Annotated in this window: 18 protein-coding genes; 9 read left to right on the top strand and 9 right to left on the bottom strand. The window is 32.7% G+C overall.

The window, feature by feature from the left end:
• Window positions 1-202: hypothetical protein (locus ACGK9U_RS15505; RefSeq protein WP_394467436.1), on the top strand; the 202-nt coding region annotated here is incomplete at its 5' end.
• Between the two features lie 325 nt (window positions 203-527).
• Here the strand turns inward: ACGK9U_RS15505 and ACGK9U_RS15510 are convergent.
• The 5 genes from ACGK9U_RS15510 to ACGK9U_RS15530 form a co-directional block, all read right to left on the bottom strand.
• Window positions 528-2,378, bottom strand: a complete 1,851-nt coding sequence (locus tag ACGK9U_RS15510; protein ID WP_394467437.1) for a putative porin — start codon at window positions 2,376-2,378, stop codon at window positions 528-530.
• A gap of 292 nt (window positions 2,379-2,670) precedes the next feature.
• Complete coding sequence (locus tag ACGK9U_RS15515) at window positions 2,671-4,020, bottom strand: DUF4302 domain-containing protein (RefSeq protein ID WP_394467438.1); 1,350 nt, start codon at window positions 4,018-4,020, stop codon at window positions 2,671-2,673.
• 31 nt (window positions 4,021-4,051) lie between these two features.
• Window positions 4,052-4,999, bottom strand: coding sequence for a substrate import-associated zinc metallohydrolase lipoprotein (locus tag ACGK9U_RS15520; RefSeq protein ID WP_394467439.1), 948 nt, complete (start codon window positions 4,997-4,999; stop codon window positions 4,052-4,054).
• Between the two features lie 46 nt (window positions 5,000-5,045).
• Window positions 5,046-6,506, bottom strand: coding sequence for a RagB/SusD family nutrient uptake outer membrane protein (locus ACGK9U_RS15525; RefSeq protein ID WP_394467441.1), 1,461 nt, complete (start codon window positions 6,504-6,506; stop codon window positions 5,046-5,048).
• Between the two features lie 4 nt (window positions 6,507-6,510).
• Window positions 6,511-9,852, bottom strand: coding sequence for a SusC/RagA family TonB-linked outer membrane protein (locus tag ACGK9U_RS15530; protein WP_394467442.1), 3,342 nt, complete (start codon window positions 9,850-9,852; stop codon window positions 6,511-6,513).
• A gap of 255 nt (window positions 9,853-10,107) precedes the next feature.
• On the opposite strand from ACGK9U_RS15530, the gene ACGK9U_RS15535 reads away from it, so the two are divergent.
• From ACGK9U_RS15535 to ACGK9U_RS15545, 3 genes are all read left to right on the top strand, one after another.
• Window positions 10,108-10,707 carry a ribonuclease HII gene (locus ACGK9U_RS15535; protein ID WP_394467443.1) on the top strand — a complete coding sequence of 200 codons (600 nt, stop codon included), beginning with the start codon at window positions 10,108-10,110 and terminating at the stop codon, window positions 10,705-10,707.
• A 110-nt stretch (window positions 10,708-10,817) separates the two neighbouring features.
• Window positions 10,818-13,250: a ribonuclease HII gene (locus tag ACGK9U_RS15540; RefSeq protein WP_394467445.1), complete on the top strand. Its 2,433-nt coding sequence runs from the start codon at window positions 10,818-10,820 to the stop codon at window positions 13,248-13,250.
• 315 nt (window positions 13,251-13,565) lie between these two features.
• Complete coding sequence (locus tag ACGK9U_RS15545) at window positions 13,566-14,615, top strand: nucleoid-associated protein (protein WP_394467446.1); 1,050 nt, start codon at window positions 13,566-13,568, stop codon at window positions 14,613-14,615.
• A 107-nt stretch (window positions 14,616-14,722) separates the two neighbouring features.
• On the opposite strand, the gene ACGK9U_RS15550 is transcribed toward ACGK9U_RS15545, so the two are convergent.
• The 4 genes from ACGK9U_RS15550 to ACGK9U_RS15565 all read right to left on the bottom strand — a co-directional run bounded on the left by ACGK9U_RS15550 (window position 14,723) and on the right by ACGK9U_RS15565 (window position 18,524).
• Complete coding sequence (locus ACGK9U_RS15550) at window positions 14,723-16,612, bottom strand: LTA synthase family protein (RefSeq protein ID WP_394467447.1); 1,890 nt, start codon at window positions 16,610-16,612, stop codon at window positions 14,723-14,725.
• 260 nt (window positions 16,613-16,872) lie between these two features.
• A complete protein-coding gene (gene lipB, locus ACGK9U_RS15555) occupies window positions 16,873-17,574 on the bottom strand; it encodes a lipoyl(octanoyl) transferase LipB (protein ID WP_394467448.1) in 702 nt (233 codons plus the stop codon).
• Between the two features lie 4 nt (window positions 17,575-17,578).
• Entirely contained in the window at window positions 17,579-18,328 is a 750-nt protein-coding gene (locus ACGK9U_RS15560) for a hypothetical protein (RefSeq protein WP_394467449.1), read from the bottom strand.
• Window positions 18,329-18,365: 37 nt separating this feature from the next.
• Window positions 18,366-18,524: a YqaE/Pmp3 family membrane protein gene (locus tag ACGK9U_RS15565; RefSeq protein ID WP_394467450.1), complete on the bottom strand. Its 159-nt coding sequence runs from the start codon at window positions 18,522-18,524 to the stop codon at window positions 18,366-18,368.
• Window positions 18,525-18,700: 176 nt separating this feature from the next.
• Here ACGK9U_RS15565 and lysS point away from each other — a divergent pair, with 176 nt between their 5' ends.
• The 5 genes from lysS (at window position 18,701) to ACGK9U_RS15590 (ending at window position 25,706) form a co-directional block, all read left to right on the top strand.
• The gene (gene lysS / locus ACGK9U_RS15570) at window positions 18,701-20,395 is read left to right on the top strand and encodes a lysine--tRNA ligase (RefSeq protein ID WP_394467451.1); all 1,695 of its coding nucleotides are present in this window, start codon (window positions 18,701-18,703) and stop codon (window positions 20,393-20,395) included.
• 59 nt (window positions 20,396-20,454) lie between these two features.
• Window positions 20,455-22,512: an ATP-binding protein gene (locus tag ACGK9U_RS15575; RefSeq protein ID WP_394467452.1), complete on the top strand. Its 2,058-nt coding sequence runs from the start codon at window positions 20,455-20,457 to the stop codon at window positions 22,510-22,512.
• Window positions 22,513-22,844: 332 nt separating this feature from the next.
• Complete coding sequence (locus ACGK9U_RS15580) at window positions 22,845-24,062, top strand: hypothetical protein (RefSeq protein ID WP_394467454.1); 1,218 nt, start codon at window positions 22,845-22,847, stop codon at window positions 24,060-24,062.
• A gap of 436 nt (window positions 24,063-24,498) precedes the next feature.
• Window positions 24,499-25,380 (top strand): restriction endonuclease, encoded by an 882-nt coding sequence (locus tag ACGK9U_RS15585; RefSeq protein ID WP_394467456.1) that lies wholly within the window; start codon window positions 24,499-24,501, stop codon window positions 25,378-25,380.
• A 2-nt stretch (window positions 25,381-25,382) separates the two neighbouring features.
• Complete coding sequence (locus ACGK9U_RS15590) at window positions 25,383-25,706, top strand: HNH endonuclease (RefSeq protein ID WP_394467458.1); 324 nt, start codon at window positions 25,383-25,385, stop codon at window positions 25,704-25,706.
• Window positions 25,707-25,810 lie beyond the last annotated feature (104 nt).

Here is a 25,810-nt window from a genome sequence, read left to right on the forward strand (position 1 = left end):
TACCCAACCTGTTTATGAACGTTTGCCTCTACGACTACTGCCGTTTTTAGCGGCTGCAAACATACTATCCTTTTCCGATTCCGCAATGGATTTTTTATACTTTTTTTGCTTTTTTTGTGCCTTTTTTTTCTTCTGGGTGGTTCTCAATAAGTTACGTATTGAGTTTTTTGCATCCGTGGGGGGCTTGGGGCTTTTGCGGTAGGCTTTGTGAAGTGCGCTTTGGGTGGATTGGGCACGAAAATTGGATGGGGACCGTTCGTTTTGGGGCGCGTAACGTGATTGGGGCCTCAGTTTTCCCAAATACTATATGTTCTTGTTCTGTTTTAACCTATATATATGTACAACATATTGTTTCTACTATAATACAGTGCTCCTGGCGAAAATGGCATGTCCCCCATTATATATAGTGCACTTTGCCAAGGCGCGCGTTAGGGATAGCAGCGGAAAGCCCACAGCGAGGCAACGAGCGAGGACTTGAAGCGCATAGCCCGACCCCGATCTTATCGGGGCAACGCCCAGCGAAAAAACTATAAAAAGAAATTCCAAACGAGACCAAAACGGATTATAAAATCGCGATAAGGATTGTTTGGTGCTGAATAATAATTATAACCTGTGAATGATGAGTTGAAATGTTCAGCCTTAAAATAGATTCTTGTTTGACGGATTTTTGCGTTTATAAAGAAATCTAACATAGGAAAGCCTCCGTATTTTTGGTTTGTTTGCACGTAAAATTCTGCTAATAACGGATTGTAGGCGTTCATGTAATACTCGGTAAAGTAATTTAGGGTAACACCTGTTTGTAGGTACATGGCTTTTTTGAATAGATGGCTGGAGAAATACAAGGTGTTTCGCGTGGTGAGTTGTGGCACGTTCAGAACGTTGTTATTGTCTTCCTTATTTTGGTACATGATGGTATTGTTTAGAGCAAACTTACCTAGTTTTAGTTCGTTTTCGAACTTTGCTCTTAAATAGGTGATGGTTGTGTTGTTTTGGAATGGCCTTACTTGTTGGCTTGTTTCGTCCATTTTGAAATAAACGTAGTCGTTTATTGTATTAAGGTCTAGCGTGATGTTGGCTAAACTTTTATATTTTAATTGAAATGCCAGTTGCTGCGTTTTGATATTATTGAAGTTGTTTTGCCAATTATAGTTTACATAATCGCTTTGATATAATAAGGCATTGTAATTTGGTGCTTTTGAACTGTGGTTTAAAGATGCTGATGCTGCAATATCTTCATTTAATTTGAACGTTGCTGTTCCTTTTAAGAAGTTACCAGCGAAATCTCCGGATACGTTGACGCCTAATTCGCCATTTAATTGAAAACCTCTGTATTGTTTATTGTACTTTCCTCCTGCCGAGAATACATTTCCTTTTAATCGGTTGGTAATTGTGTTTCCATTTAAAACGACTACCTTATCGTAACCATAATTATAATTGTTGTTGCTTATATTGAACTGTAAGTCTCCTAGTATATTGTTACTGTAGTTTAATTGCAATTGATTATAAAAATGCTCGAGTGTTGAACGGTCTTTTAGTGTTGTAGTTTTAAAAGCATCACCAAAAAAATTGTTTGCCGCAGTTTGGTTGAACTGATAATATTTATCTTCAAAATTCATTATGTGTCCTAAACTTAGTTTGTTTTTAGACAGTGAATCTCTTTTCCTTAATATATGGTAAGTATGGTTTAAATAATAACGCTTGGCTTTTAATAGGTTTTCGGCATTTTGAAAATTAACTTCTAGTATGGAACGGTCTAGAAATTCAGGATCGCCAGTTTCAAAATACACTACATTGTCGTCCTGCAAACCTCCGTTTTCTTGGTTTAGCAAATCTTGGGTCACAATGTGTCCTTTTGCATTATATCGGTTATTCTTAGACTGATAATTTGATGTAAACCTAAAATTACCACTACTTGACAATATGTTTTGGTATTTGCCCAATGAACGCAATCCTTTATAGGCTATTGAAAAATTAAACTGGGGCGATGTGTTTACTGTAAAAAAAGCATCGGTTTGCTGCCCTTGCTCGAATGCGGTTTTAAAATAGAGCTCGGTTAAAGGTGTTGGCACACGGTAATAATTAATATCTTCAACTTCCATGTAAAAGAAATGCTTTGCTTGCGCACCGAAACTTGGCATTAAACTGATATTTTGAAAATTATATGTAAGGCTATTATAGGTTTGTCCCAAATTTGAAAAAGGCATCAACCCGAAATTATCTTTTCTTAAGTAATTAAATTTATATTCTTTTTTTATTGATAATGTGGTATCTACATGCGTTGTATCGTTAACATGAGAAATGATTAGATAATCTTTAATTTTTGGAAGTTTCTCTTTTGCTAATGAATCGTTGGGTGTAAGACCTAGCTCACGCCCCAATCGACTTGGTTTTTTTGGTTTATTTTGTGCGAAAAGTTGGCTGCATTGTAGTATTAAAAAAAGCACTAAAAACAGATTAACTAAATGCTTATTTTTATTTACCCTTTTTTTATTAGATATCCTTACCATATGCAAAACTTGAGTAGATAACGTTATTTTCGTTACCCTCCTACTAAAATTGATTTTTCCCGAAGCAAAAGTAATTATTTGAACGTTAAATGAGCGTAAATATTTTAAATAAACAAAGCCAGCAATAATTGCTGGCTTTGTTTATTTAAAATAACGAAATTTTTTATTGATAAAATAACCCATAAGTTCTTAAAGAAGGATTATCTACACTTGTAAATGTACCGGCCTCGTTTGAATAATTAAACAGATCTGAACTAAAAGATCCCTCGTCTGAATACACCAATCCTTTGGAACTTAAGAAAAAGTTTAATAATGGAGCTGCACTAGCGGCAAAGAAATTACCATTACCTGTTGCAAAACCTGTAGAGGTTACAAACACTAAATTATCTTTATTCTCTATTTTGATATAATATGATCCAGATGTTGCTAAGCCATCACTTAGTCGTTGCACTAACAGTACAATCCTGGAATTTGGATCGGTGGTTGATGTGGCGTTATAATTTGTGCGCAATTGTACCCCTGTATAGGTAAAACCTTGAGTTCTTAAATTTGCATCTACCTGCTGAATCATAGCATCCCAAGCACAACTGGTTAAAGGATTAGTACCAAATCTAAATTCATTAGCAAAAATGGCCAATCTATTTGGAGCGTTTAATTCAGCCAAATCATTAGTCAATCTTAGCGGCAAATCGTCATTAATTAGCCTTAAATTATCTGCTGCATTAATATACTCACCTGACGAATCATCAAAAGTAAAACTTGATATTGTTACATTATTTATGGTAACAGGGTTTAACAAATTAAAACCTGTTGGAGTAACCACTGCAGGAACATTCAAATTTAATTTTACATTATTCTCAAAATAGTTTAGTGTAATTAACCTTGTATCTGAATTGAATGAAAATGCTGCAAGAGCTTCATTATTGAACAAAATGTTTCGGAAAACCGAATCAGAACACTCACCTGCAATTTTGTTTGCCGATGCATAAACGGGGGCGAAATCGAAATCTGCTGGTGTTGCTTTACGCAAAGTTAAGATGGTAATGTCATCACCAAAATCAAGTTTGCTTTCCAACACAACCTCATCGGCAGTTGCAGATAAAATGTTGAATACAAATTCTCCTCCATTATTATTATTGTTTAATGAGAAAATACTGGAGAATACCGAAAAAGACTCTAACACCAATTCAATTTTAAGTGTTTTATCAATTCTATATGTAATCTTATTATCTTGATTACCAAACTCATAATCAGATTTTATATCTACATCTCCATTAGCATCAAACTTCATTAACACTGTATAAGCACCAAAAGTTTCATTAGGAGAATAGTAACCTATCCAACCATCTGTAGGTGCTTTTAAAATATCTAGATATTCTGCTTTTAAAGCTTCTGTTCTTTCGTTTATTGATTGTTCAAAAAGTGGTTCTACATCATTATCTGTACAACTAACTGCCAAAACCAAAACAGCAAGTACAATGATGCTTTTAATTAATTTATATACTTTTTCCATTTTTATATTTTTTTATAAGCTTTAAATAAAATTAATCTGGAATAACACCAGTTGCAACTAAATTATTCAATCTTGACTGTAAAGTATCTCTCACTACCTCTAGATCAATATTAAAGTTGTTTTTGTAAAATTCAAGAACTAAATCTACTTTTTGTTTGATTAATTTCCTTCCCTCATTAAGTTCTCTACAATTAACAATAGCATTAGCATCGGTAAGTGTTGAACAATCTTGTTGGTTTATAAAATCGGCTTCAAAAGTAGCTTGATCTACTACTAAAAAATGCGAGATTATTTCACAAAAATCCTCATACTCATTTAGGGTTCCGTAGTTTCGAACCATTCCTAATTTAATGGCATCATCCCTAGTTACACCATTACTCCAGTTATTTCCAAGATATGTGTCTGAAATAGTATTGAAACCAACTGGAATTCCATAATTTTGATGTACAATGTGCGAAAATTCATGATGCACGGTAGCTAAAACACCTCCTCCTGGGTTAGCTAACCAATTTCTATTTTGAAAATCTAAACTATTCAAATTTAATAAGGTAACTCTAGCACCTCCTTCTGCATATCCTAAAAGTATAGTACCGTCATCGTTATAAATATAGGATCCTATATACACTAATTCAGCTGGGAATAGTTCTTTTATGAAATTTTCAGCAGTACCACTTGAAGTTGTGTAAGGACCTACCCATAAATAATCTACAAGCTTACTTGTTGGTATTACAAAGTCTGACTCTACGGGTGTGGCTCTTTGTGTTGGATCTATAAAATTATCATTCCATCTCCATCTTGTAGCCGTGTTGTACCTTTCAAATAAACTTTTTCCACCATTAGCATATAAATAAATATCATTTGGATGTGAAATAACTGGATCGGAGGGCGGATCGTACTGCCCATTACTATCATTGGTGGTACATTGTGTGAATTGAACCAAAATGATTGTTAATATAATATATTTAATTGTTTTTTTCATCTCTTTAATTATTGACTTGTTAAAGTAAATTTATATGATTCCTCAATTAATAACCTGGATTTTCTTCAATTCCATTAGCTATAGCTTTAGCAGGAATTTGTTCTGCTTTTCTAGCATCAGCAGCCTCCAATGTTACATCTTTGGATACATTTCCATTAGAATCGGTTAGTATAATATGGTATACTTCCAAACCTAATCGTTTAATATCAAACCATCTTAAACCTTCTCTTAAAAACTCTTTTCTTCTTTCCCCTATAACAAATTCAAGCATAGCTTCTTGTTCTGTTCCACCATAGTATGCTACTATTGCAGATAGTTGCAGTTGGCCTCCGTTATTGTATCTTTGAGGCGCCATTACATTATAGTCGTTAAGTGCATCGGTTAACCTATTTAACCTTACATAAGATTCCATTCTATTTAAAACAACTTCTTCACTGCGTAGTTCTGGCATGATAAAATATGGAAAACCAGTGGTTGATGTTGTATATTCAAATAGTTCGGTGTATTTAGGTTGTGCCCTCGCAGATGATGAGCTGAAACCGTAACGCAAATCACGCTGATCGGTAGTGGCTCCTTGCGGTCTGTTTTGAACAAAAATATTAACAAAAGTATTTGTGTTTGCTTGATACCCTCTTGTATATCTATTTACCATGACACTTTGCTTTCTAACCACCATTAAATTTGTTGGGTCTGTAACATCCGTAAATCGATTGGCTATTGCAACTGATCCTGAACCTGCAAATACGGCATCCATATCTCTTATGTAGGCAGTACTAACAACTCCGTTTCCAAGAATTTTATTAGAATACTCAATACACTTTTCGTAATCTCCTTTGAACAAAAAATAACGGGATGCAAAGGCGTAAGCTGCATTTTTATTAAAATGATACTTACCTGTGCCTACATAATACTTATCTGAAATTAAAGGCAAACCATCCAATAAATCCTTTTCAATAAGATTATATGTTTCTTCTAAAGTTCCACGATCATAAGATACTTGTAATTTTGTTTCAGGTTTTGTAATATAAGGTAATCCCAATGCGCCTTTGTTTCCTTCGCTGTAATGTTGACAAAACACATTTGCCAGCATAAAATGGTTATAAGCTCTGGTTATTAATGCTTCACCCGTTAAAGCATTTCTAAAATCTGCATCACCTCCTTCAATTTCTTCAAGTGCAGCTAATGCTTGGTTTGCGTGTGCTATTGCTTGATAATTATTATCCCATAAATAAGTTGGCGTATCTTGATCTTCTTCAGATACTACGGGTCTGTAACTATAAAGTTCTGTAGACCAATCAAATTGGGTATTTTCTTTTATATAGGTAGCGTTGTCCGATTTCCACTCTACAAAACTGTAAATGGCCTCGGAATATGCAGATACCAAAATTTCTGAAACGTCATCTAATGTTTTTATAGTTTGTCTGTTATCTGGAACTTCATCTAAATAGGAATCACATGACACTAATGACCCGATTATTATTAATGTAAGTATAAATCTTTTTTTCATAGCATTAAAAATTTAAATTAAGGGTAAAAGTATATGTACTTGTTAAAGGCAAGGAAACCCCACCTGATTGAAAAAACTCTGGATCTACACCGTTTAATTTATCATCTGAATATATAAGCCATAAATTATGAGCTGACAAACTGATAGAACCAGATTTCATTTTAGTTTTATCAATGATACTTTTAGGTAAATTATAGCTTAATCTGATGTTTTTAAGCCTAACAAAATCGCCATCGGCAACTCTAATATCACTCTTGTTATATAAGTCGTACGGATTTAACCCTTGACTTCTTAGTGCTTGAGTTGCTGTTTCGGTAAGTATTGAAGGAATGCTTGTTATGTTTTCATCTCCAGGCAATGACCATCTGTTTATTAAATCGCCAGATAATGAACTGAAATCATCATACAATCTAGCAGATCCATCACTTAAACGCACATCGTATACATCATCTAAACGAATTTTGTTTCCTCCCCTATAGGCAAATCCAACATTTAGACTTAAATTTTTATAAGAAAATGTGTTATTAAAACCTCCAAAGAATACTGGTTCTGTTGGTCCATCATATTTAACGTGTTTCAATACATCTTCTCTTTCTTGTAAATTGAGTGTTTGAATGATTTCACCATCTTCGTCATAAAAAGTGGGTATCCCGTTAGAATCTAGACCTGCAAAAGGAATTGAAAACAATGCTCCTGCTGGATAACCCACAAAGTTACCGCCATTTCTACTTATAGCATCTCCTATACGGTCTCTTGCATCCCATTCTGTTATTTCGCTTTTAGAATGGCTAAAATTAAAATTAGACGTCCAATTAAAATTACTAGTTTCAATGTTGGTTGTTCTAAGGCTTACCTCAAAACCATCACGATCTAACTTTCCAATATTACCAAGTTTAATGCCTTCACCACCAACACCATTGGTTTCAACGAACCCAATTAGGTCTTCAGACTTTCTTTGGTAATACTCTACTTCTATTCCTAAACGATTGTTGAAAAATGCTGTTTCCAAACCTATATTCCATTCGTATAGTTTTTCAAAAGTTAACTCGGAATTTTCCAATTGATCTATAAGTAATGCAATTTCTCTTTCGGTAGCTTGGGGTCTTAAAGGCTCCACTCCAAAAACAATTAATCCTGCACTAGCATTATAAGGGTTAGACCCTGAAAGCCCATAGGTGGATTTTAGTTTTAATAAATTCACCCAACTTGCATTATTCATAAATGACTCTCGATGAATATTCCATGCTCCACTTAAATTCCATGTAGGCAAATATCGGGCTGCTCTGGAATTACCTGTTCTATTATCACCAAAATAGGTATAAGTTCCATTTATTATGTATCTACTATCATAAGAATAAGCCGCTGTAGAAAACATACCCCATGCTCTATTTTTGGTTTCTTCAACCCTGAAATAATCTTCTCCTCTACTATCCAAAAATCTAATAAAATTAGGATCACTTAAAATTAAACCTCCTTTATCAAATAAATACCCCCAACCATCATTGAATTCTTCTGTTCTATTACTGGATCTAATTTCTTGACCTAATAATAAATCTACTTGATGTATATCAGCAAAATTACGCGAATAATTAAGAGAGTTTCGCATGAATAGGTTATCCAGTGAATTATCTGTTGTTTTTCTGAAACCTCCATTTGGCAAAACAGAATATGGCTCTAGCTCTGGAGCATCTGGGTCATCAAATAAAAATATGTTACTGTTTCTTACCAATGGGCTATCCGCTCTGTAAGCTGCTGCATTATTGGAATTTTCATGAATTGTTTGTACTGCCGAGCTTCTGTATCTACGTGCTTGCAGTACGGTATTGAATGTTAGATCTTTGTTTATTTTCCATTCCAAATTGGTTTGAAGCGACAAATCAATCAAATCTAAATCAACATAATTATTATCTACCTCGTGCAGTATGTTAAATGGCGCCCAGTTTCTTCTAAAGTACTGAAGATTGCCATTCTCATCATAAGGCGTCATACTTCTACTTGAATACAAAGCAAAATTGAATGGATTGATATCAAAATTTCTTTCGTAAACACCAGAAAGTGCATCAAACTCCCTGTCTTGAGATGCAGCTATTCTTTGATCTCTAACATTTGCTGTTAATTTGAAACCTAATACAAAGTCATCTGACAAATTAAAATCAGCGTTTAAATTAGTTGTATAATTTTTAACATTGTCAGCAATTGATTGTCCTTCATCTTTTAAAGAACTTACTGAAGCTCTGTACCTAGCTTTATCTGTACCCGAACTAATGCTGAATGTGTTTGTATAAACAAAAGAGTCCTTAAACAGAACATCAAACCAATCTGTATTTGCATTAGAATAACGCTGTAAATAATTATAATTTGGAGATCCACCGGGTCCCCAAGCCAACTCATTATTTGTGATCTTATAAAACATATCAGAAAAAACACCATGATTTCTTGCTGTATTTGAATTAGCTATATCTATCCAACCTTTTTCATACAATTCTTGATAAACACTCATTTCATCTCCTGAACTTAGGATATTAAATTGACTGTAACTAGGTTTATTTCTAGTAGTTAAACTTGTAGTGAAATTGATGGAAGGCTTACCTGTTTTTCCTCTTTTTGTAGTAATAACAATTACACCATTTAATGCTCTAGCACCATATTGTGCGGTGGCCGATGCGTCTTTTAAAACTGTAAAAGTTTCTATATCATCAGGACCAATACCTGCGGTTGAAGAACTAAGTATGGTCTCAAGATTACCCGTAGTAATGTCTTGATTAGATAATTCAACTGCATCCTCTAAAACAACGCCATCAATCACCCATAGGGGTTTATTTGCACCGTTAATAGATGCATTACCTCTAATTCTTACTACAGGTGCCGTACCAAAAGTTCCCGATACGTTTTCAATCTCAACTCCTGCTACTTGACCTTGCAAGCCTCTACTAATATCAGCAACACCTTCCAATTTAATGTCACTTGCTTTAAGTGTAGATGCAGAACCTGTAAAGAGTTTTCGGTCAATCTTTTGATAACCAGTTACCACTACGGTATCTAAACTTTCTAAATCTTCAGTTAAAACAACATTGATGGTGGTGTTGGAACCCACTTGTATCAATTGGGTTTTCATACCAATAAAACTAATTTTCAATACACTGTTTGGAGTAGCAGTTATTGAATAGTTTCCATCAAAGTCGGACACAACACCTTTACTTGTTCCGTCAACAATAATGGTTGCACTTGCAAGAGGCAACCCATCGGCATCCGTTATTTTTCCTGTGATTGTTTTGTCTTGGGCATAAGACAACTGTATTGAAAATGCCATGAAAAGCATTAACAAACCCGTCAACTTTAATTTCATACAATAATTATTTGAGTTAGTCAAAAACGAATATCTTAATATTATCTTAAAGAAACAAATTAAAAGATCAAATAAATGTATTAAAATTCACTTTTCATCCGTTTTGTTTAAAGAATATTCAGCGCTTAACCAAATTTCATGAAAAAGATTAAACAGAATCGAATAAAACATGATTATTTGTCATCCATAAAATAGGTTTTTAGAAACAACTAATCTATTAAATAAAAACTATAAATTTGTCAATATTTAAAAAATATGCTATTAAAAAACCATTCAAATTTTCATTTAGAATGTGGTACAGACGAGGCTGGACGTGGATGTTTAGCAGGTCCCGTTACTGCCGCGGCTGTAATACTTTCTCCAAATTTTAAAAATTCGATTTTAAACGATTCCAAACAACTTAGTGAACACAAAAGAGATTTACTAAGACCTATTATAGAACTGGACGCATTAACTTTTGGTATTTCGCATGTATTTCAAGAGGAAATTGACCAAATAAACATATTGAACGCCTCTATTCTGGCCATGCACAAATCTATTAACCAATTAACACCAAAACCAGAATTCATTATAGTTGATGGCAACAGATTTAAACCTTGTGGCAACATTCCCTTTGAAACCATTATAAAGGGTGATGGTAAATATTTAAGTATTGCCGCGGCTTCGGTATTGGCAAAAACGTATAGGGACGCATATATGAATACCATTCATGAAGAATTCCCCATGTACAACTGGAAACAAAACAAGGGCTACCCTACTAAAGAGCACCGAGAAGCCATACGCAAATATGGAATTACCAAGTACCACAGAAAATCGTTTCGGTTATTGCCCGAACAATTGAAATTTGATATTTGATAAGTTTTAGATGTTAGGTGTTGGGTCATGTAAAAAAGAATAACAGATTACATTCTTTTTATACACTATAAATTGAAAAATATGTAGGTTTGTATAAATTAATTCGTTTTATGAGATTCTTAGCTTTTACCCTCTTATTGTTTTTTGTTTTTAGCTGTACAAACGATAGAAAAAATCGTACCAATCTTATCGATTTTGTTCCACAAGACGCATCTATTATTATAAAAACATCTAATCTTGAAGATTTAAAAAGCAGTATTAACAATAGTGATTTTCTAAATAAATTCTCAAAAACATCTGCTTATAAAAATTTAGAGGCTAAACTTGAAAACTTAAAGCTTTTAAAGCCAAATGGCGAATTGCTAATTTGCTTTTCAAATGATGATAGCGATAGCTTACAATATTCAATTATCACCAAATTTACCCCGCAATTATTCAAAAGAGATTCCATTAAAAATTATATGGAAGAAACACTAGAATACGAAAACCAAACGCTAACAAAATCAACCTTCAACAACAACACGTTTTACAGCACCGTAATAGATAGTACGTTTTTTGCGGCATCTTCTAAAAACATTATTAATACTGCGCTTTCAAACCCGAATATGAATGAGGAATTGGTGAAAATTTACAATTCTACCAGTAACGACAAAACATTTTCAATTATAATAAACACCAACTCGCCTTTTATAAAATCGTTTTTTATTGAAGAAGCGTTAAACTTAAAAGCAGTTACCAGCTATATAGCCATTGATGTTGATGTAAACCAAGACTACCTTTATATTAACGGTATTACGAAAGCTATCGATTCTACAAAAATCTTGAACAACGTTTTTAAAGGCACCATTCCGCAAGAAAACCAAATTCAAAATATCGCACCTTTTGATAGCGATGCCTTTATGAGTTTCACTTTCAAGAATTTCAAAACTATTGAAGGCAATTTAAAAACCTTTAATAAGCAGGATTCTATTGCGAGTAGTTCTCCACTTTTTGATAATATTATAGAAGTGGGCACTATTTATCAAAATGAAAATCGTGCGATTGCTTTAAATTCTATAGATTTTATTGCCACAGAAGATGCTTTGATTGGCGAGCAAACCATTGTTGCAAATTATAGAGGCATTGAAATTTACAGTTTCAGTCAACCTAGTTTATTTAGCTATACCTTTTCGCCTTTAATTAAAAACATCAAAGCCAATAAATATTGCATTTTAGATAACTTTTTTGTGTTTTCAGATAATTTAGAATTGCTGCAAAGTATCATTGCAAGCTATCAAAACAAAACCACCTTTAGCGAATCTGAAACTTTCAAGAAAGTTAAAGAACAATTAAGCAATGCGTCTTCACTTTTACTTGTAACCAATAGCCAATCTTTAAAATCGATATTAAGTAAGAATTTTAAAGATGCATTAGACGATTCTTTCAGCAATTATAGCACATCGGCATTACAATTTATATACGATACCAATTTTGCGCATTTAAATGCTATTATAAAGAAGAGTAAAGCAACGGTAATACAAAATTCGGTTTCAGAAGAATTGAACATTAAATTGGGAACCGATATTTTAACCAAACCACAATTTGTAACCAATCATCTTACTAAAGAAAAAGAAATTGTTGTTCAAGACATTAAAAATAACCTTTATCTAATTTCGAACAAAGGAAAAATTCTTTGGAAAAAACAATTGGAAGGTTCTGTTTTAGGAACCATTGAACAAATAGATATTTTCAAAAACGGGCGTTTGCAATTAGCATTCGCAACACCAAACCGCGTTTATGTTATAGACAGAAACGGTAAAGATGTAGCACCGTTCCCTGGAAAATTCAATGATGAAATCACACAACCTTTATCGGTTTTCGATTATGATAAAAATAAAGATTATCGCCTGCTGGTTACACAAGGAAAAAACATTTTGATGTATGATAAAAACCTTAAAACTGTTAGTGGTTTCAATTTTAAATCGGCTGATGATGCTATTATCAATCAACCAAAACATTTTAGAATAAGCAGTAAAGACTATATTATTTTTAAAACCCAAAACACTATGTATATAATAGATAGAGTTGGAAATACACGAATTAAACCAAAAACATCGAGTAATTTTTCAAACCAACCTGTCTTTTTATACAACAACACCTTTACTACAACAACTTTAAACGGACAATTAATTTCTGTAGATACTAGAGGAGGCGTTTCAACCCAAAATTTAAATCTTTCAGAAAAACACAGTTTAGAAGCAAGTAGTAAAACATTGGTAACACTTAAAGAAAACAAACTAACCATAAAAACCAATGCTGTAGAACTAGATTTTGGCAGTTACACAAGACCGGAATTGTTTTATATTAAGGACAAAATTTATGTAGCCATCACCGATTTACAAACTCAAAAAGTATATATGTATGATAGCTTAGGAAATTTAATTCCTAGCTTCCCTGTGTACGGCAATTCAGAAATAGCTTTGGATAACATTGATAAGAACCAAAGTTTGGAGTTTGTAACTAAAGGCGATAACAATTCCATACTGCTTTACCGTATCAATTAAGACCTAATTTACTCATTTGCAATTTGGTAAGATAAAGAATTTTCATATAGCTCTTTGTGCATAAAAAAGTAATTTTTATCTTTAAGGCAGCTATCATCAACCTTATTAAAAAAACAATTACAAATCATAGTATGAATTTTCAGTATGCCTTTTTGCGCTTACTGATATTTTCTTGTGTGCTTTATTGAAAAAACATAACGATAACCAAATCGAAAGTCCTCGAATCTGAGAACGTCAGGGTGTCATGCTTTGGCGTTCTTTTTTTTATGGTTTCTCTTTTGAAATTAGTACTATTGCATTCTTAATAAACAAACCATGATTTCAAGAAAAAACGCGTCCATTTCAAAATTCATCATTCACAAAGTTGGCAATAAATTTAACGATACCAAAAATGCTTTTTCAGAAAAACTAGTAGATTTTGACGAAGCCAGTTACGACCTCATGCTACCTTTTTTGTTAAGACCTTTTGGAAGTGTGGTACAAAGCTACAGGTTTAACCACCATGCCAACATTTCATTAAACGAAATCAATAGTTATAGCACACAAATTTTTAATGACGAAGAAGCTTTTATAGACGTTTCAAAACACATAGTAACCCATTTATATGAACAATCTACATCAGCACAAATAAAAACAGGCGATGTTTTGGTGGTGATGTTTGAAGGCATCGAGTTTAACGAAATAACCACAAACGCCTTAGGGATTTTTAAAATTGAAAGCAAAGTCAATTTCTTTCAAACTTATTTAGAAAACAACAGCTACGACGTATTGGTACAAAAAGGAATCAGCAGTAAAAAAGTAGATAAAGGCTGCCTTATTTTAAACCAAACCGATACCGAAGGCAATATTATATTAAGCGTAGACAATAATAGTTATGATGCGCAATATTGGTTAAACCAGTTTTTAAACATTAAATATGCCGACGATGCCAATAACCATACGCAACAATACATAGAACTTTGTAAAGAATTCTCCACCGAAATTTTAAAAACAACCTATGGCGCACAAGAACAAAACACCTTTTTAGCAAAAACCATCGACTTTTTTAAAGAAAATGAAGTAGTAAACGTTGAGCGTTTTAAAGATGAAATTTTTGAAGAAGACAAGCACAAAAACCTATTTGACGATTACAAAAAAACCTTTGAAGGCGAGCAAAACCTAGTTATTAGAAATCAATTTGACGTTGCCGAAGCTGTTGTGAATAAGGAAAAGAAAAAGATTAAAACCGATATTAAACTAGACACCAACATACAAATAAAACTAGATATTGATGCGCCCGAAGCTTCTAGTGAATATTTAGAACGTGGCTACGATGATGAAAAGAAAATGCATTATTATAAGGTGTTTTTTAATGTGGAGAATTAAAATTATTTGCTTGATTTTATGAAGAAAAACATCCTTAAAAAACATATTTAAAATTTTTTTGTCATCCTTCAATACAATGAAATCTTTCATGTATTATTTTACTTTTCTTAATTAGGTAATTTATATATTCTTGAAGTATATTGATTTGAAGCTGTAATAATGTGACCTAATGCATCTTTTGCTAAATCGTTATTAAGTGTTGATGGACTTAAATTATCATTCTCATCAATTTTAAACTGAACGGGGTTTTTACCAGATTGAAGCACGATTAAATCATTCCCTACTCTAAATGCATTTGTAGTATAAAACTGCATAATTGATCTTCCTTTTGTATCTTCGTTTAATTCATAAATATTACGACCAACCATAGGTGTTTCTATATCAATACCTATAATATCTAACAATGTTGGTGGAATATCTAATTGACTACACAGTTTATCATAAGTAATTCCTTCTCCAATATTAGGGGCAATTATTAATGCTGGAATATGAAACTTGTTTACTGGTATTAAATCCTTTCCCCAAGTTCTAGTATTATGATCGGCAATAACAATAAAAACAGTATTGTTATAGTATGCCTCATTTTTTGCAAGTTTAAAGAATTCTCCAATAGCATAATCTGCATATTTTATGGCATTATTTACAGTGTTTTTTTTCTTATCATATAATTCAATTTTTCCATTAGGAAATTCAAAAGGCTCGTGATTTGAACTAGAAAACATTAAAGAAAAAAAAGGTTTATCTTTATAAGAGGCATATAATTGATTTCCTTTTTTAATTAGTGATTCATCGGAAACACCCCAATTTCCTTTAAAATCATAATCGCTTTTTGCATAATCTTTTTCATCTATAATATTATCAAAACCATTTCCATTAAAAAAAGATGCCATATCATCAAAATTGGCTGAACCTCCATATACAAAACTTGTTTGATAGCCTTTCCGTTTTAAGGCATCTGCAAGCGTAAAAAAACCATTTTGAGACTTCCCTAATTTCACGACACTTTTTGAAGGTGTTGGCAAAAAACCAGTGGTGAGTGCCTCAATACCTCTTACACTTCGTGTTCCTGTGGCATATAAATTTGTAAATAACAATCCTTCCTTTGTTAATGCATCAAAATTTGGAGTTAATGGTAATCCGCCAAGTGAACCAACGTATTCAGCTCCAAGACTTTCTTGCAAAAAAATAACTAAATTATAAGGTTTCTCTCTTTTATGAGTGCTTTTCTGTAAGTGCAATAGCGGAATTTCTTTATTCTTAAAGTCAGAATCAGTTGTGGTCATATACTTTTTAACCCTACTTAAAGCTTCATCTATAGGTAGCTCACCATACATTTTTACTATATTTTCTTCATCTTTTAAAGAATATATTGCAAAACCTACGGTATATAATGAATTTAAGGCAAGACAATTTGTAAATTGGTCTGTAGAAAAAACAGCATCACTTGCATTTATCGGTCGTTTTGAGGTTAAACTAGAACGTGCCCCAAAAAACAATAAAAAAGCAACTATTGGTAGCATTAAAAGCTTAAACTTATATGAACTAGCCGGCAAAATTTCAAACCACTGCTTAGATTTTTTAAAGAATAAATATCCAAAAACCAATAGCACTAAAAGTGCAATAGACATAATCCAAAAAAAACTTTTAAATAACATACCAAAGACTTCTCTAGGATATACTAAATATTCAACAAAAAGACGATTTGGTCTTGTATCATACTGTAATAAAAAATTGGGGGTAGATAGTTCCATTAACAGCAGTAAAAACAAAAAAGCAATAAAGTAATACCTAATAAACTTACCTATCTTATTTAACCAGTTATCTGGCAACAACACTATTAAAAGGCAAGGTAGAATTGCAATATAAGATAATAGAATTAAATCTATTCTTAGGCCAATTGGAAAAATAAGCCAGTAGTTTTCAACTTCTATTACTCTTTCTGAAAACCATATAAAAAGCATTAATCTGCTACATGTAGTAATGATAATTCCTATCATGATAAAGATTATAATCGGCTTTAAAAACAATAGTTTCTTCATTTTAAAATTCTTCTTGCAAAGAACTAAAGTAAATAAAAATATAATAAGCCCTTATATAATTCCATGCATATTTCAGATGAAACGAACATAAAATACAAAATTAGTTGTCTGGTTATATATTACTTACGGAAACCCTAGCAGATTTTCTATCTGGTTTGTATTTGCTAAATTTCGTGCTTAAACGCGGTAAGAAATCACACTCAAGTACATTAAACAAACTACCTTAAAAACTCAGCTTCAAAAAGCGCACTAAAGTGTTTCAACAGTTTTTCTTTTACTTCAGCTTCATCAACAGTAGCAACACCAAGTTCTACATTTAAAGAGGTTACAGCTTTTCCACGAATACCACACGGAATCATTAAATCGAAATATCCTAAATTGGCATTAACGTTCATGGCAAAACCATGCATGGTTACCCATCGGCTGGCACGCACACCCATAGCACAAATTTTTCTGGCAAACGGTGTACCTACATCTAGCCAAACACCGGTTTCTCCTGGGCTCCTTTCGGCTTTTAGGCCATATTCAGCAAGGGTAAGTATAATCATTTCTTCTAAAAACCGTAAGTATTTATGGATATCAGTAAAAAAATTATCCAAATCTAAAATGGGATAACCCACTATTTGACCTGGGCCATGATAGGTAATATCGCCACCTCTATTAACTTTATAAAAACTAGCATTTTTAGCTTTCAATTGGGCTTCATCTACCAATAAATTAGAAATATCGCCACTTTTACCCAAGGTATAAACATGCGGATGCTCTACAAAAAGGAAGTAATTATTGGTTTTAAGCTGTGTATTGTCGCGCCTGTTTTTAATTTTAGCATCTACAATACCTTTAAAAAGTTGTTCTTGGTAATCCCAAGTATCTTTATAATCTTTTAAGCCTAGGTCTTGTATTTCAATGGTTTTGTTCAAAGTTTTAATCTTCTAATACAACTTCTAAATTTAAAGCTTCGGGGTTCGCAATGTAATCCATAAAATCATATTCCACAGTAACGGTTTTTCTATCGGCACTATACATCGCTGTTTCATTTGAAACCGATTTAATAGGCTTTGGAAAATGATAATTCAACTTGTAGGTTGAAGACCCAAACATCATAGCCATTTGCCCGATGCTATCGGTTACTTGCTTATAAGCTTCTTTATCTAATATTTTCGCGGTACGTTTGAAAGTTTTCCCGTCGTATTTGTAATCAAGTTCGGTTGTACCATCGCCTCCAAAAGACGAAAACGGATTATTATCAGCACCAGTCTTCTCCTTGCCTTTTAAATCTCCAAAACTTTTCATGGCTTTAAACATATCCTGTAGTTCGTTTACATTTTTAAAATCGGTAAACATTTCAAAGTTCATTTTTGAAGTTTTTGGATCCATGACCATGTGCATATTAAAGGGCTCTAAACGCTTTAATTTTTGCTGTTCTTCTTCCGATAATTTCGAAATACTATCTTTCATGGTACTGAACAATTCCTTGAAACTAAAGGTAGAATCGATGGCTTTTTCTTGGCTTTCTCCCATTTTATCGCCCGCCATTTGCATGAGTTGGCTACCATCAAACGAAAATTCCATTTTACCAGAACCGTCGGCGTTTATATAAATATTTTCGGAAAACTGACAACTAACAAAGGTTGATAAAACGACCAAACAAAAAAGAACAAAAAACCTTCTCATAAATTATTATGTTTAAAATTCTGCAGCAAATATAGGTTTAATTTTTTGGATTATTAAGAATGACCAAGGCTGCAATAACACCTGGAACCCAGCCACAAACCGACAAAATAAAAACAATAATAATAGAACCGCAACCTTTATCTATAACGGCCAAAGGTGGACAAATGATAGACAGTAAAACTCTCCAGAAACTCATAATAATTTTTTGATTGATGATTTTAGATTGATGATTTTCCTATGAGTCGGAAATTCATGCTTTTTGTTACACTGTATGTAAAGTTTACAAGCTTAAAAATTAGTAATTCTAAAATCGTAATTCGTAATCAAATGTTTATCTTTGTGCCTTTAAAAAAATACTCAGAAATTTAGAATATGTCGCAGTTATCAGAGCAAGAATTAGTACGAAGAGAAAAATTAGCAAAGTTACGCGAGTTGGGGATTAACCCCTATCCTGCCGATTTATACCCGGTTTCACACACATCAAAACAAATAAAAGACCACTTTGAAGTAGGCAAAAAGGTAGTTATTGCTGGTCGTTTGATGATGATAAAGGTACAGGGAAAAGCAAGTTTTGCCGATTTACAAGATGCAGAAGGAAAAATACAAGTGTATTTTAACCGTGATGAAATTTGCCCTGGTGATGATAAAGAAAAATACAACGAAGTTTTTAAAAAGCTATTGGACTTTGGAGACTTTGTTGGTATTGAAGGCGAATTATTTACCACACAAGTTGGTGAAAAAAGTGTGCGAGTAAAAGACTTTACCTTACTAAGTAAAGCTTTAAAACCACTACCGCTACCTAAAGAAAAAGACGGTGTTGTGTTTGATGCGTTTACCGACCCAGAGCAACGTTACAGACAACGTTATGCCGATTTAGTCGTAAACCCTCAGGTAAAAAACGTATTTGTAAAGCGCACCAAATTATTCAATGCCATGCGTCAATTTTTTAATGATGCTGGTTATTTTGAAGTAGAAACTCCTGTATTGCAACCCATTCCTGGTGGTGCTGCGGCGCGTCCATTTATAACACACCACAATGCCTTAGATATTCCTTTATATATGCGAATTGCCAATGAATTGTATTTAAAACGATTGATTGTTGGCGGGTTTGATGGTGTTTATGAGTTTTCTAAAAACTTCAGAAACGAAGGTATGGACCGTACCCACAACCCAGAGTTTACCGCTATGGAAATTTACGTAGCGTATAAAGATTACAACTGGATGATGGATTTTTGCGAGCGCTTGCTTGAACATTGCGCCATTGCCGTAAACGGTACCACAAAAGCTACTTTTGGAAAACACGAAATAGATTTTAAAGCACCTTACGCAAGAGTAACCATGGCAGATTCTATTAAAGAATTTACTGGTTTTGATATTACCGGAAAAACCGAAGATGAAATTAGAGCTGCTGCCAAGGGCATGGGCATTGAAGTAGACGACACCATGGGTAAAGGAAAACTGATTGATGAAATTTTTGGCGAAAAATGTGAGGGCAACTACATACAACCTACTTACATTACAGACTACCCAAAGGAGATGAGTCCGCTATGTAAAGAACACCGAGAAAACCCAGAATTAACCGAGCGTTTCGAATTGATGGTTTGTGGTAAAGAAGTAGCCAATGCCTATTCAGAACTTAACGACCCCATTGACCAACGCGAACGTTTTGAACACCAAATGGAACTTGCCAAAAAAGGTGATGACGAAGCAACTGGAACCATCGATTACGACTTTTTGCGTGCTTTGGAATACGGTATGCCACCAACATCGGGTATGGGAATAGGTATGGACAGATTGATAATGTTTTTAACTAACAATCCATCTATACAAGAAGTATTGTTTTTCCCGCAAATGCGCCCAGAAAAAAAAGCTGTGGAATTGAGTGATGCTGAAAAAGCCATCTTCGAAATTTTAAAAACTCAAAAAAGCATATCTTTAAACGAATTAAAATCGCAATCAGGCCTAAGCAACAAAGCTTGGGATAAAGGCATCAAAGGATTGACCAAACATAAATTAGCCAGCGTTACAAAAACGGATGATGATTTAGTAGTTGAATTTATTTCGTAACAACTAAAAATCATAAACTCACTTAAAATAAAAAATAAAAAAAATGGTAATAACTTATTATGATTAAGAAAATACAATTAGATTTAATAATTGCTATTATCATTTTTTTTATACTCTCAACACTTACCGTCTCTATATACTTTACTGCTATAAACAAGCACTACGCTGTTATAGAAGAAGATTTACTGCACACCGGGAAATTAATTTCAAAAGAATTTAACAACATTATCCGTACAGACATTTCTAAACTTGAAAATGTTAAAAGCAGATTAGAATTTACAAATGGTGACTACTTTAAAAACTGGGAACACGATGCCAATTTACTTTTAAAACAACACAATTCTTTTAAGTTTATTGAATGGATTGACAGTTTGATGATAATTAGAAAAATATCACCATTAAAAGGCAATGAAAAAGCCATAAACCTAGATATTTCTAAACTCGATTATCGCAAAGACGAATGGATTAACCATTCTAAAAGCGGCAAAACCAACATTACTTCTTGGTTAAAATTAACACAGTCTGGCAATGCCTTTCTGGTGGATGTACCTGTATATTTCAACAATTCTTTTCAGGGCACTATAACTGCTGGCATGAACTTTACAAGTGATTTTGATAGATTAGTTAATTATCTAGAAGATCAATATGCAGTGAAACTTTATGACGACAAAGACAATCTTTTCTATCAAGTAAATAATTCGATAAGGCTTAAAACAAACCGAAAAATTGTTTACACAAACACCATCCAAATTGATGAACAAAAAGAAAAGACATGGCATTTTAATATTTATCCATCAGAAAAATTGTTATTAGCTGAAGGAAAAATGATAATCAACATCGCCTTCATTACAGGAATATTTCTAGCTTTTATAGTTTCATCACTTGTTTACTTTTACTTAAAAGCCAGAAAAGTGAATAAGCAAGCCATAGAATCTAATTTAACCCTAACCAAATTAAACGAACAATTAAATACCGAAAAAAACAGAGCCAATAAGGCTTCACAAGCTAAAACTGATTTTTTATCGAATATGAGTCATGAAATCAGAACGCCTTTACATGCTATCATCGGTTTTATTGAGCTTTTAAAAGATGAAAAATTAAACGACACTCATAAAGAATATGTTGATTTAATGGACAAATCTTCCAACAACCTTTTAAACCTTGTTAATGATATTTTAGAAATAGATAAAATAGAATCTGGAAAAACAGAATTGGTTAGAAATGTATTTAATCCTGTTAAAAAAATAAAGGAACTGGTAGAAGTTAACCAGTTTTTATTTGTAAAAAAGAACCTTTATTTAAAATCTAATTTTGATAAAATCCTAGATTTAACTGTTGTTGGCGATTCCAGCAAACTACTACAAGTTGTAAATAACATACTAAAAAACGCTTTAAAATTCACCAAACAAGGCGGGGTTACCATTACCTGTTCTGAAACCGTTATAGAAAACAAATTAAAACTCATTGTTAGTATTGAAGATACGGGCATTGGCATTCCAAAAGATAAATTAGACACTATTTTTAATAGGTTTACCCAAATTGAAAACAGTGTAAAAAAACAACACGAAGGTAGTGGGCTTGGTTTGGCTATTTGCGAAAATCTGGTATCAATGATGGGAGGAGAAATCTCTGTTGAAAGTGAACATCAAATAGGCTCAAAATTTACAGCATCCTTTTTATTCGATATAACAGAAGAAATCATAAAACACTCTGATATTAAAAAAACCTTTAATACTACTGATATAAATGTATTGATTGCCGATGATAACAATTTAAACATTATCGTTCTAAGAAAATTTCTTGAAGATATTGGCATCAATCCAGATACCGCGGAAAATGGTAAAGCAGCCTTGACCAAAGTTAAAGAAAAAGAGTATCAACTCATTTTTATGGATATACACATGCCTGAAATGGATGGTTGGGAAGCTACGCGTATTATAAGGGAATCCGATAAAGATGTTATTATTTTTGGACTCTCAGCCAATGTTACCACCGAAGCTATTAACAAAGCCATTGAAAACGGCATGAACAACTACCTTACCAAACCATTTAAAAAAGAACATTTATATAAGCTTATTCAATTTCATTTTAATAATGGCGAAGAACAAATACTTTAATACTTAAAAATAAAAAGCCCAGTAATTCTAGAATTACTGGGCTTTTACAAACTAACCAACTAAACTTAATTTATTACTAAACTAATAACCACTATGTAATTATTATCTGTTTCCAATAAATAACTATACAAAGGGAAGTAATTTTTCCCATGTACTAAAACTATTTAGAAATGTTTAACATAAGAAATCGAAATTTTAAACCTTCTTTAAGACAAACGGTATCAAATGTTAATTTTTTAAGAAAACAAAACTCTCTTTTAAACTAAAAACAAAACCACTACATTACAAAAACTTAACTTCGCAAGTTTTAAAACTTTCTATATTTTTACAAAATGCTAAAAAATATTATACTTATAATTACTTGCGGTTTCTGCTTCATCTTATCAGCCCAACAACAAGACAGTATATCGTTTAAAAATGGCATTGAAAAACCTAATATTTTAAGCACACATCACTTTGGAATTTTCAGTGCTCGAATTAATACCAATTTCAAAATAGTATCTCAAAAAAACACAACTATTGAGTTTAATTCCGCTAGTGGAAACAACTTCCATCCTTTTGTAGAAACCTACATACCAAAAGACCCCGAAGTGCAAAAAGAACAAAGCAAGTTAATTTGGTACCATAGAAATTTTCATTTTGAAAACCAAGAAACCACACCTGCAGATTATATGAACATTGTTATTGATGCCGTAATTAAAGAATTTAGATTGGGCATTAATTTCTCTTTAGCAAAAAAACACGATCTAAATGTTTCGCTTCGTTCCTGTTTAATTACCAAGGGAAAACACCCCTTTTCACCTTTCACAAGCGACGAAAGTATTGAATGGTTCCACAGCAATATTGCTGGCGGAGAAGACCCCTACGGGAGGCGCTATTACGGTTTAAATCAAGTAAATTTCAAGTATCAAGACAGATACGGAAACACTCTTGAACTCTACAACAACGATTTCTTTTTAAGTGGTATCGAATTTAACCATCATTATTATCCAACATTTTCAAAACTGAATGCTAAAAATATATACCTCAATTTCGGGAGTCATTTAGGTATTAACACATCTAAATATAATAGTTCTTTAGATTTCGGTCTATCAGCAAATGCTGTTAAAAAAATAGCATTTAAAAACAACTACGAATTTAATGCTGGTGTGGGTATAAATGTATTAAGAAAAAATCTCATCAATTTTAAAGACGTGGTCGATTTGGGCAACAATCCCTATTTAGGAACTGTTGAAGCCGATTTACAAATCTCAAAATACACAAAGAAAAAAAACTATAATGCCTTTAGTGTTAACTACCAAATTCAATCTAGTTATAACCAACAAAAAGAAGCCGATTATTATAGACTTATTGGCAAATGGCAAGAAATAAATGCCGGTTGGCACAATGGTTTTTCTACATTATATACTAAATTATCCTTTTGGACTTTTATTTACACTTATGGCAGACCAAACTTCACCATGTCTCTATATTTCAAAGAAGACCTGTATGTAAATAATGCGCCCGATTTTCAAACCGGCATAAACTTTAAAGTCCCCATTTTTAAATAGCATTTTTGGTGAGCGTTACCTTTATCCTGAAACAAGTTCAGGAACCGGATCGGGCTTGAAATTTATCCTGAGCGCAGTCGAAGGGCTACATCTTTTGTTTTTTGTCATTCCTGCGAAAGCAGGAATCCACTACCAAAGCAAGAGTATATTTCAAAGATAATTTCAATCTCGCTTAAAAACAAAAGGATGCCACTGCTAATGCGGAGCATTCACTATTTCAATTTTTAAAATAGAGATGTATGAGTAATCCCCAACGCACATACCGTAAACCAAATTAACTTTTAGCAAAAGAAATATATGGCGTATTTTTTTACATAAAATAATTTTATCTTTACAAGATAACAGTAACAAAAAGCTTACTATATCCTAATAGATTTATGGGATATGAGTAATAAAAATTACTATATAACACGTTGTGCATAATTTAACGAACGAAATGGAAATACCTAAATTTCACGAAACATTCATTCCTATTCTAAAGGTTTTAGAGAATGGAGAAACTTTACAAGCAAGAGAAATGTATCAAAAGGTTATTGACAATTTCTATTTTAAATTAACTAAAGAACAACTAGAACAAAAGACAAAAAGTGGAGACAGGTTAGTTATTAATAGAATTGCTTGGGGAAAATCATACCTAAAAAAAGGTGGATATATAGAATTTCCGAAAAGAGGTTTTGTAAAAATCACTGAAAAAGGAAAATCCCATAATTCAAATAATCTTACACTTAAACAAGTTGAAAGTTCTGATAATTTCTTAGAATTTTACACCGAGGAAGATCCAAAAGAAAATTCAGTACCAACTAAAATTTCAAATGCCTCACCTCAAGATTTAATTGATGAAGGGTTTAATTCAATAGATGTTCAGGTAAAAGATGAACTTCTTGAAAAATTAAAGACAATAGACCCTTTTTATTTTGAAAGAGTTATATTAAAATTATTACAAAAAATGGGATATGGTGACTTTATTGAAACTTCTAAAACTGGTGATGGAGGAATAGATGGAATAATTAACGAAGACAAACTTGGACTTGACAAAATATACATTCAAGCAAAAAGATACGGAGAAAACAAAGTACGAGAAAAAGATATAAGAAATTTTATCGGAGCGATGAGTGGAGACACTCAAAAAGGTGTTTTCGTAACTACTTCGACTTTTGACAAAGGAGCAATTAAAAAAGCAAACGATGCTCATCACACAATAATATTGATTGATGGCTCTAAACTAGTTGATTTAATGCATCAATATAATGTTGGTGTTCAGATTAAAATGACTTATGAAGTAAAAGAACTTGATAATGATTTTTTTGATAGTGAATAGATATGGTGAATAAATGGGGAATTCCAATTGATGTAGAAAATACCGTATTAGCAAGGGATAAATCTTGTGTTTACTGCGGAGTAACTTTTACAAAAAATGATAATTCAAGAAAAACAAAACAATCTTGGGAACATATAGTAAATGACATAAGAATTAATGGAGCTGACAATATTGCTCTTTGTTGTATGTCTTGTAATGCTAGTAAAGGAGCTAAATTATTAAAAATATGGCTTGACAGTAAATACTGTAAAGACAAAGGAATTACTAAAGAAACTGTAGCATTAGTAGTAAAAAAGGCTATTAAAAACCCACCTGAATTGAAATAAAAACTATGCACAACATGCGTATATAACTAGTAAAAAACCTCCGTTAAAAACGGAGGCTTTGATTTTCAGATTAGCCCCAAAGGGGCATTAGGCTCATTCATGAT

The sequence above is a fragment of the Mariniflexile sp. HNIBRBA6329 genome (assembly GCF_043558645.1).
Classification (GTDB): Bacteria; Bacteroidota; Bacteroidia; order Flavobacteriales; family Flavobacteriaceae; genus Mariniflexile.